The 1194-nt window shown below is 73.9% G+C and carries 1 protein-coding gene; it reads left to right on the forward strand.

The window, feature by feature from the left end; all coding sequences use genetic code 11:
• Window positions 1-96 precede the first annotated feature (96 nt).
• Entirely contained in the window at window positions 97-1086 is a 990-nt protein-coding gene (locus ACIQOV_RS42090) for a DUF4192 family protein (RefSeq protein WP_401056514.1), read from the forward strand.
• The last annotated feature ends 108 nt before the right edge of the window (window positions 1087-1194 follow it).

Raw genomic sequence — 1194 nt, forward strand, 5'->3', positions numbered from 1 at the left:
GTCTACGACGTGAAGACGCCGACCGTTAGCCGCTCCACGTCACCCCGGCCGCGCCGCCCGCCGGCGCGGCCCACCCCCCTGGAACGAGGAACCGCCATGTCCGACAACAACAGCCCCTTCGTCCTCGAGACGGCCGACCTGGCCGACTTCGTCGCCGGTGCGCTCGGGCGCGAACCGGCCGGGCAGATCGTCGTCGCCGAGTTCGGTGAGCCCCTGCGGGTGCTCCTCGCGGACATCCCGGAGGACCCGCGCCGCTGGTCGTCCTTCGTCCGGGCGTTCATCGGCGACGTCGCCGAGTTGCCCGCCACCAGCAAGGGGCAGCGCGGCGTCGCGCTGCTCGTCTACGCCCGCGACGGCCAGGGCCCCAAGGATGTCGACTCCTACACCGCCGTGTGGCGCCACCTCGCCGCAGCGTGCGCGCGGTACGGCCTGGCCGTGCTCGAAAGCCAGTTCATCACCCCCACCCACTGGTGGACCCTGCCCACCGACCCGTCCACCGGCGCCCCCGGCCCGGGAACACCCCGCGCTGCCGAGCGGTCGACGTCTGACGGGTGCCCCGCGGTCGGGGCGGAGGGCGCCGCGGGTGTGGTGGCCGACGCCGTGCGTGCTTTCGCCCGTGAGCTGGAAGCCGGCCATGAGGCCACCAGGCAGAGTCTCGAGCCGCTGCTCGCCGCCGCGCTGACCGGTCGCCGCGACGTCGAGGAGCTGACCGATGCGGAGGCGGCGCGGCTGCTCCTCGCGGTCCAGAACGGGGACTTCCTGCACGCGGCCTCGACGTACTGCGAACCCGACGAGGTGAAGCGGGCGACGCTGCTGTGGTCGCGCGTCGCCTGCCTGTGCGTCGACCCCTATCGCCGCCTGGCCGCCGCGCCGCTCACCCTGCTCGGCGCCGCGCTGCTGCTCGACGGCGACGCAGCGGCGGCCGCAGAGGCGCTGCTCCTGGCACTGGAGGCCAAGCCCGGAGACGAGCAGGCGCAGGCGGTGCTGGGGCTGGTCTCCCTGGCCGAGCTCGACCAGGTCATCGGCACGTCGGTGAGTGTGGCGGAGTCGCTGAGGGCCTCCCTTTGCGACTGCCGCGAGCGGTAGCCGGGGCTGCCGTGTCGCCAGGGTGCCCGCCCCCCCCCGGACGGGCCCCCAGGCCCCGCCCCATCCGAAGAGCACACCACAGAACACCACTCACAACTAGTCAACTCG

Source organism: Kitasatospora sp. NPDC091257, from assembly GCF_044757675.1.
Taxonomy (GTDB): domain Bacteria; phylum Actinomycetota; class Actinomycetes; order Streptomycetales; family Streptomycetaceae; genus Kitasatospora; species Kitasatospora lactacystinica.